Source organism: Neglectibacter sp. X4 (assembly GCF_009917365.1).
Lineage (GTDB): Bacteria > Bacillota > Clostridia > Oscillospirales > Acutalibacteraceae > Acutalibacter.
The window spans coordinates 1-8,692 of sequence record NZ_QWLE01000074.1 but is presented as its reverse complement, the minus strand read 5'-3'; the positions used below and the strand labels follow the sequence as shown (position 1 = coordinate 8,692).

Annotated in this window: 7 protein-coding genes and 1 pseudogene; 4 read left to right on the top strand and 4 right to left on the bottom strand. The window is 48.8% G+C overall.

The window, feature by feature from the left end:
* Window positions 1–655 precede the first annotated feature (655 nt).
* The 4 genes from D1841_RS15470 (at window position 656) to D1841_RS15455 (ending at window position 4,560) form a co-directional block, all read left to right on the top strand.
* The gene (locus D1841_RS15470; protein WP_161880115.1) at window positions 656–1,003 is read left to right on the top strand and encodes a helix-turn-helix domain-containing protein; all 348 of its coding nucleotides are present in this window, start codon (window positions 656–658) and stop codon (window positions 1,001–1,003) included.
* Window positions 1,004–1,530: 527 nt separating this feature from the next.
* A complete protein-coding gene (locus D1841_RS15465) occupies window positions 1,531–2,235 on the top strand; it encodes a hypothetical protein (RefSeq protein ID WP_160644485.1) in 705 nt (234 codons plus the stop codon).
* A 235-nt stretch (window positions 2,236–2,470) separates the two neighbouring features.
* The gene (locus D1841_RS15460) at window positions 2,471–3,376 is read left to right on the top strand and encodes a hypothetical protein (protein WP_160644484.1); all 906 of its coding nucleotides are present in this window, start codon (window positions 2,471–2,473) and stop codon (window positions 3,374–3,376) included.
* Window positions 3,373–4,560, top strand: coding sequence for a hypothetical protein (locus tag D1841_RS15455; protein ID WP_160644481.1), 1,188 nt, complete (start codon window positions 3,373–3,375; stop codon window positions 4,558–4,560). The genes D1841_RS15460 and D1841_RS15455 overlap by 4 nt, the downstream gene beginning before the upstream one ends.
* A 57-nt stretch (window positions 4,561–4,617) precedes the next feature.
* On the opposite strand, the gene D1841_RS15450 is transcribed toward D1841_RS15455, so the two are convergent.
* The 4 genes and pseudogenes from D1841_RS15450 to D1841_RS15435 form a co-directional block, all read right to left on the bottom strand.
* Entirely contained in the window at window positions 4,618–5,907 is a 1,290-nt protein-coding gene (locus tag D1841_RS15450) for a peptidoglycan DD-metalloendopeptidase family protein (protein WP_160644479.1), read from the bottom strand.
* A 271-nt stretch (window positions 5,908–6,178) separates the two neighbouring features.
* The gene (locus tag D1841_RS15445) at window positions 6,179–7,075 is read right to left on the bottom strand and encodes a recombinase family protein (protein ID WP_160644478.1); all 897 of its coding nucleotides are present in this window, start codon (window positions 7,073–7,075) and stop codon (window positions 6,179–6,181) included.
* Between the two features lie 112 nt (window positions 7,076–7,187).
* A complete protein-coding gene (locus tag D1841_RS15440) occupies window positions 7,188–8,072 on the bottom strand; it encodes a DNA adenine methylase (RefSeq protein WP_371722036.1) in 885 nt (294 codons plus the stop codon).
* Window positions 8,073–8,194: 122 nt separating this feature from the next.
* Window positions 8,195–8,692 (bottom strand): annotated as a pseudogene (locus D1841_RS15435) (hypothetical protein); the annotation flags it as partial.

The following is an 8,692-nucleotide window of genomic DNA, read 5'->3' as shown; positions in this document are numbered from 1 at the left end:
GCAAATGCAGAGGAACGGGAGCCGGAAAACTGCCCCCATATCTGCGATGGGGAAAGCGGCTGTATTACGGAAAAATTGGACTGCCGGCATGAGCATGACAGCGAGTGCGGCTACACCGAAAGTACGCCGGGAACACCATGCACCTATGGATATTACCAATAACTGACTCAATTGTGGCGGAGTGATACCTCGAGGCAGTCCACCGTGGAATAACTTTACGGATATTGTTCCTTGACAATGATAAAGCAGACATAGAATTTGGAGCGTACGATAAAATTTCTTTAAGGTCATTCTCGGAATAGTGACTAAGAGATGAATATAGCGCAAGGAGCTCATAGTAGTCTAACCCTGATTTGCAAAAAAGAGCGAAGAACTTTATCATCAAGCAATGAGTATCGTTGTTTAGGGATTGATTTTCCCTCCATGCTAATTTTCTTATAAATTCCTCTAGCGAACATTTTGAACTACACCTAAACAAATAATCCATAGTATCACCTTTTCTGCCTTTCTTTTTTTCATAGCATCTGCCAGCACAAATAGCATACACCAAAATTGCGCAAAATGCAATATCAGAGGCGTTTTGGGTAATGGATTGCTATACTTATCCTTGATAAAATAGCATATAGAAGAAAAGAGGTGTCAGGTAGAGATGACTTTGGGAGAAAGAATAAAGGAATTACGAGTTCTGAGAAAAATGACACGGGAACAAATTGCGGAACGCTGCAATATTTCCACTTCGACAGTCTCGCGATGGGAGGGCAATAGGGCCACTCCAACCCGAGCGCATCGATTGTTGCTTGCGGATGTGCTTCAAGTTGACGAAAACAGTTTATTCGTAACCCCAGAGGTTTCAATACCCGAAAATGTTCTGATAGAACAAATTATAGGCATAATGAAAGAAATGTCTCCTCAAAAGCAAAATCTTCTTCTCTATATGGCGCTTGGATTACGCGACTATGAAGAAGTGCCAAAAAATTTTCCAGATGAGGAAGTGAAGAAATAGAGGTGCTTCGTCTGGAAGCTTAAAGAGTACTGTATGGCCTGTGTTTAGACTTCATTATACCACAATTTCTATTTTTTTGCAGAATTATGCGCAAACTGTAAGATTGTCTGTATTAAATTGTCTTTAGGCTCATTTTTGAGCGGCATACGAAAGCGTGTGCCGTTTTTCTTATGTGCAGAAATTTGAAAAATTGCTTTTTAGAAGGCCATTTCTTCTTCAGCAGCAAATCGGTTTCAAAAGGAATAAGTTGTATCGCATACAATTCACACCATCAAATCAACAGTTTATTCAAAAACGCTGACATTGCTTTGCTTGTGTGCTATTCTATCTATCAAAGAGAACGTCCCAAATCCGTTCCACTTTAAAGGGGGAATGCTTATTATGATTGTGTGAGAAGACCCAGAATCAATAATCAGATGCGAATGTACCGGCATCTCTGAATAGCGCATGGAATTGTTTGGCCAATTCGCACTGGATTGATGAGTATTGTTTTCACTATTTATTATTTCAAAAAAGGAGTTCAAAACATGAAACAGTCTATGAAACACATGAAAAAGTTGGTTAGTCTTATTCTAGCGCTTGCCTTGGTGCTGTCTTTGTCCATCCCCAGTTTCGCCATGGCGGAGGACGGTAGTGGGTACGAGTACGCCTTTGATGATTCGCCTGCTGGCAGAGAAGCTGCGGCAGAAAAGTACAATGTGTCTGTGGACACAATCGCTCGTCGCTTCTCCTCCGGGGTACCTGATTTTTTGACCGATGAACAGGTGAACACTATATTGGAGGGTCAGGGGCTAGAGGTTGAATACAATGGCTGCATTTTTTCGTATGCTTCCGCCGATGAAGATGAATCGGATAGCCCGTATGCTCGTGTTGCAACTGATACAGCAAATTTGACGACAAAGCGCCTCGAATGGAACAAGACTTATGCAACTTTGACTTACACATGTGGGTCGTATTCATGGCAATCAAAAAGTGCGACAACAAAATATAAAATTGGAGAGCAGGATACGAAATCTTCTTCCCTAGCGGGTCGGGCATGGTGTGCAATAAAAATACCAAATAAAACTCTGTTCCAAACCCAAAGCGAAAAAGTTTCCAATTCTGTCGTAACAGCCAGCAAGAGTACAGGCTCAGTGAACACTGGCGACGTGCCAGAATATGTGCAGTACGCATATAGAAATCTCAATACCGACTGGAATAAAGGCTACAAATTCACTCATACTTACAGCTAACGCTGAACATCCTGTTTGTCTTTGAAAAGCTAGGGTCCCCCTAGCTTTTCGTCCGTCTATCTTGTAAACTTGTATCATAAAGGAAGGTGATTTTGAAATGATCCACAGCCTAAAGAAGGGCCAGCGTTGGAAATTCATATGGGCCATAATTGTGTTGTCCGTGTGTATGATTGCTGCTTTTCTCTTTCAAATATATATGTTTGGAAATCTTCTCCCTACAAAGCAGGTGCCTGCCTTGTTCCTGGAAACCGAGGCAGAGCAACTGCTGGAAGTGCGCTTTGAGAGCCCTGTAAAGCTGGATGAAAGCTATCTGAACGTCATGGACAGCTTCGGTATTAAGGAAGCCTACTTTGAATGGAAAACGGATTATTCTATTCCTATAGTGGATGAAAATCTTAAGGTCCTTGCCTACCGGGATAACAAAGGAAACGGGGTAATCGGCAAAACCACCCCCGCAGACGAGCACAGCGGAAAGGGTATCATTATGCCCATCGAGTATCAGGACGACACAATCACTTTGGACGGAATCACGCTGGATGTTGTAAGAAGAGACCAGCAGTCCATGGATGTGGCTTATATGCCCATGACGACCTTTTTAGTGCTGAATCCCCCTATCCAGAGTGTGGGGTTCTACTTTCAGGGGGCATCCCTTCAGAATAATCTGGAGGCAATCAAGAAAACTGTGGAACTCCAACTTCCCAAGGGACACCTTTCCTATTACGCGCCTGACCCCAATGAACTGCAGCTTGCGGAGCGTGAAATTTTCCCGAAACTTTGCGCGGGCGATTTTTTGATTTTGCTCGTCGTGTGCTCCATATTTTACTGCGTGGAGAAGCATTTTCTGCTGGACAGCGGCTGCCTTCGCCCTAGGGGAGCCAGTATGCGTAAACGGGCGCTGCTCTGCATGATTCAGGGAGATATTTATCTCTGGACCATGTTTCTGATTTCCGCAGTCATTCATGCTGCCTGTTATCCTGTTTTCGACTGGTATCTGAACTCAGTTCCAAATATCAAATATACCTTTGGAGACTACATCATCATGCTGGCTATGGCGTTTGCCGGAACCGCTTTCCTCCAGCTCATATTGTTCCTCCCCGCGCTCTGGAAGCATAAGCCAGGATTAAAGGAGGAGGGAATATGATGGAAAAAACGAAAGGATCACTAAAATATGTTTTGTGTTTTATTCTTTTAACCATTCTTTTTCTGTTTTCAGAATTTTACTTTCTCCTTTCCACGGTGGAGGTGAAGAATGCTCAGGATGCACTGGCCATGTATGAGCGGGCCGAAATGGAGAACGGACTATATTTTTCAGCCTCCGGAGGGAGCTCCGCACCCTATGGGGAGCCGGACATTGCGGCGCTGGAGGCGCTTCCGGCTGTGGAGAATGTGGTTTACCTGAACTATACCCACCTCTACGCCCCAACCGAAAAGGAGACCAAGTATTACAATGTTTTGATATTCCCGGATTCCGCAATCCAGGCTTTTCCTCTCTCTATATCAGAGGGTACTTGGCTGTCCGATTTTCCTGACACCACGGGAGACGGCGGCACACTGAACGCCCTGGTATGCGGAGACGCGTTCCGGCATGAGAAAATTGGCAGTACCCTAGATGCTTTTGAGGTGGGCAGCGACGAGCCTGTTATACTTAAGGTATTGGGAAAACTTCCTGAAGGCGTTGTTCTGCCCCATTTCGGCTCTTTCGGAAGTGGGAACTCTACCGACCAGCTTTTTGAAGTTGGAAACCTTGCCTCTAACTATATCTTAATGCGTGAGCGGGACTTTGCACAGTTTCAGCAGCTTCATCCCCAGTTTTCTGGTTTAGCCTGCGTAATCCTCCTGAATCCTGACGCAGGGGAAGAGGAGCGGTCCAAAACCGTGGACGAACTGTTCCAGACAGGAAGGTACTGTGAGTTCAGCACTATCTTAGCCCAGGGGAGGAAAAACCTACAAAATCTTATGAAGAGCCAGATTGTCATTCCGGTTGCGCTTTTATTCATTTCCGCCCTAAGCTATTTAGTATTACTGCTCACCTTTTCTGCGGAAAGAGAGGGAGCCTTTCCGGAACAAGAACACAAGCTCAGCAAATCAAAACTATGGGCACTGCTCCCACTGGTTCTTCCAACAGCTCTCTCGATGGTATTCGCGTTCCGCCTGATTCCGCTTGCCACAGAATATATATTGTACCACTTGTTTGGCAGCGATAACAAACAGATTTGGCCCACGGCAATAGTTGGGTTACTTATCTATTCCGTTACTTGCCTCCTTATCGCAATATTGATTCTTTTGGCAAATTGCAAGTTAATGAAACGAGAAAAGGTACTCTGAATTTCTGTATCTATCTCGTGAGATAAAGAAAAAATTGCTGCCTTTTTTCCTCCTGTGTCATTCTCTGTATTGCGGCCAAGCCAACTCCGCAAAGTTCTGCCCGCCGATACCAGCATCCCCGTTGTGATAGAGCGCCAAATGCAAATGCGGCCCGGTAGAGTTACCAGTACTGCCAATGTATCCAATAAGCTGGCCTTGGGTAACGGTTTCCCCGCTTGCCGCTGCCAGCGCCGAAAGGTGTCCATAAGCGGAAATCCAACCGTCCCCATGCTCAATAAAAACACTGTTCCCGAAAGACCACATACCACCGACACCGAGTGCAGGTGTCCAGCCATCCTGGGTGTAGCGCACAGTCCCAGAAGCTACCGCATAGACCGGCTCACCGTAGCAGTTGGCAAAGGAAATATCGATTCCGTTGTGACCAGGGTATGTATCCCAGGTGTGGCCGGGGAGCGGGTAGGCAAACCGCCCGTCAGCAATAGCGCTGGCATCGCCCATGCCGCCCACTGAAACCTGATAGTACCGCAGAACGTGATCCACATAGTCAATATCGCCGTAGCCGCTCCATCCGTGGGCGGCTGCTTGCATTTCTGAGAACTCCCGGGCGTTGTCTTTGGAGTAGCCACCTCTTGCCAGTGCCCAGGATATATAGCCGTTGCCGAAGTTGTACCCCTGCAAGGCCAGACTAATTCTTGGGATGTCAGTCGGCCCAGCGGCCCCGGCCTCCCGCAGATTCCGGGCGATAATGCCCGTGCCGAAGTTTATGGATTCCTCCACGCTCACCGGCGTACCCACAGGCAGGCCCATGCCCTCCGCGCACTGCATCACGTCCCCGCCTACAGCCTCGGTGCGTCCCCCGGATTCCTGCATGATGACCGCCGCAACCAGGGGGGCATACTCCGGGATGCTGTGCGTCTGACAGGCTGCGCTGATTTGGGGCATAAGCGCAATAACGTCAGCGGAGAGATTCACATTTTTAGCGGAGCCGCCGCCCCGGAACGCTCCGGCAATGGCGGCGATTATCAGCAAGGGCATAAGAAAAAGTGCCGCCAGCGCTCCCCAGGATGATGAACTGTGGGGAACACGGGCGGCTATGTTTTCTATGGTGTCCTTGATTTTTTCCACTGTTTTCTCTGTGGCCTGAATCGCGGCCCCCACCCCCGGCGCGGCGGCATTGGCAGCGGCAGAGGCCCCGGCACTGCCAGCCGACTGTCCCGCAGCCTGGAAGGTCTGCAAGGCCGCGCCGGATGTTTCAGCGGTATGGATTGCCGCACCCTGGTTCCGCAAGCTGTTCGTGACCGGATTGTTTTGCCAAGCGTTAAGGGAATGTTCCTCACGCAATGACAAACTGTTATGGCTCCACCTCCAAACGCTCATAATGCTGCCAGAGTGTAGGGTTCACACAAAGGCAGCTCTGTATGGTGTCTTTGATACGGGGAACATCCCGCTGAGTTATCCGCTCCGGTAGGCCGCAGCAATGAGCTTTGTCCATATTAAAGTAGCTGCACTCCGGGCAGTTGCAAATATCAAGATAAAAGTCTTTCGTTGTCAATACCTCCTAAAAATGGGCATGAAAATAGCCCCAATCACAAAAGTAATTGGGGCCAAAGGTTGTATTCTATTGTAATTGGCTTATGGTCTGGTAAAGGGTTTGGAAATGCTCCATCCATCGTCCACGGTCGGCAGGGTCTTTCCATCTGGCTATCATGTCATGGTCCGGGTTCTGTGCCTTGTGGAGCGCCCGCGAAAGGATGGTAACATCCTCCGGCCTTAACACCATCTGCCGGATTTCATGTTCCACATACTCCATGCGGTAAGGGTCCAGCACAGCCATGTAAACCTTGCCGGTCTGGAAGAACTCTGCCACGCACTCTGCCAGCAGAATCCGCACAGAATCGAAGTAGACGGGGTATAGGCAACGCAGTTCCGGTTGGCACAGGCTGGGGTCAACTCTCCAATTACCGTGGCTGAGTTTCTTGACCAGATACTCCTTTAAGGTCTGAATGGAATGGGCCATGTCCAGCTCTCGATTGTTAATCACATAATTGATGGTGTTGTGGTACCATTTCTTCTGCGCATAGCGGCGAGGAACACCCTCTGCATTGAGAATATTTGCGATATTCTGCTTGCCGATTCCTTGCAGGTAAAGGTCAAAAATTCGGCGAATCACAACTGCCTCATCCTCTTTCACCACAAGCTGGCCATCGACCAAAGCGTACCCATAAGCCGGAGCACAGCAGTTGAACTCACCAGACTCCATGCGCATTTGATAGCTCCTTCGAAGGTGGTCGGAGATGTTCACGCTTTCCTGCTGGGCAGCCATGCCGGGGAAAGTCACCAGCATTTCCATGTTCATCTTCTCGCTGTCGATGCCCTGTTCCTCGAAGTAGATGCTTACGCCCAATTCCTTGAGGGTACGCAGAGCCACCAGCAGTTCCTGGGTGTTCCGGGCAAACCGTGATACTGACTTCGTGATGATACGGTCAATTTTGCCCAGCTTACAGTCACGGATCACGGACGCTCACTTGGATGATACTTTCGGTGTTGATGCCCGCCTCCAGAAACATCTCCAGGGGCACGGACACCAGAATAAACTGGCTGCTGTTATTCACAAAAACACTTCCTTTTTATATATCAAATGCTAACTGAGCAGGTTTGGCTTTTTCCCGTTCAAACAGGTCATAGTTGCCGATAAGCAGTTCTTTGAATTCTTTCCCGGCCTCGTACCTCTGGGCCATAGAGTGGACTCTCGTAAAATCAAACACAGGAAAGCCCTCATACAACTCCCGAATCTCCGGGCAGTCGTTGTATGAGAGCAGAAACCTTCCCTGCATACTTGCTGCCGTATCACGCAGGCGCACATGGTCGGCCCAGGCAAACTCCACCGCGTACATATCCTCCGTGGAGAAATAGGGTGGGTCGAGATAAAAGAATGTGTCGGGCCGGTCATAATGGTGGATAAGGGTTTCAAAGTCCTGATTCTCTATGACTACGTTGGCCAGCCGGGTTTCTAGCTGCTGAATCAGGCCGAACAGCCTGCGCAGGTCAAAAGGCTGTGAGGCAAAGGACTTCTTCCCGCTGGAATAACTGTAACGGAGTAACTTCAGGTACATGGCAGCCTGGCGTACATCGTAATCCTTGGTGATTCGCTGCCGTATAGCCTGCAATTCCTCTGCCGCTGGCGGTGGGAACAGTATCTCCGTTAGCTCCATTTCTTCTGCCAGAAATCCATCGTCAAACTGTTCATGTTGGAAGAACTTCTTGATGGCCTGGAAGTCTGCACGGGAATTGAGATTACAAAACCCAAGTTCCTGAATGGTGGCCATAGTCCGTTCCTTCATGCAGTGGAACAGGTTGACAAGGTTCCGGTCGAAGTCATTGTAGACTTCGAAGGGGTCGGGAGGTTTCCCCAGCAGCACGCTCCCGGAACCGCCGAACACCTCCACAAACCGACCATATTCCAAGGGGAACAGGCTATAAATGATAGGGAGGATGGGCGCTTTATTGCCCACCCATGATACCGGTGATTTTATATATCTCACCTCGCTTTTGCCGGAAAATCGTCCAGAAAACGAAAAAAGGCCGGTATCATCGTTTCCTGAACGATTGATACCGGCCTAAAATTTAGCTATACTTACTTCATGGAAATCCCGCTGTCCAAATCCTCATCTTCCTCCAACTCACCATTTCCCCAAAGGCTATTGGCGTACTCCACGGCCTCAACACCAGCAGGGCGATACTCGCCGCACAAAGAGCCGTTGTGGTACTCATCCTCGCCGCAGTTATGCCCGATGTCCTCGTCGGCAAACTGGTGGACAAAATCCAGGTCGGGGTACATCTCCGACAGCTTGGCAATAACCGGCTGGGGCGGTGACCACGCCGACCAGAACCGCAGGGAATGCCCGTCAAATTGGACTCCGTCCTCGTAGCCATAGGCGTTCCACTTGGTACCCCAGTTCCTGATTCGCCACTTATACCAAGTAGTGGCCCCATATTTTTGCTCATTCTGGAACGCCTGCCTGCCCAAATCCCATGCGGCGCGGTCGATGTCAGGCCGCACCCGCAGGAACGCCTGCTCTGCCTTTTCGGGAATATGGGACAGGTCGTAATTCTCTTTCTTGCCGTTAAAGGT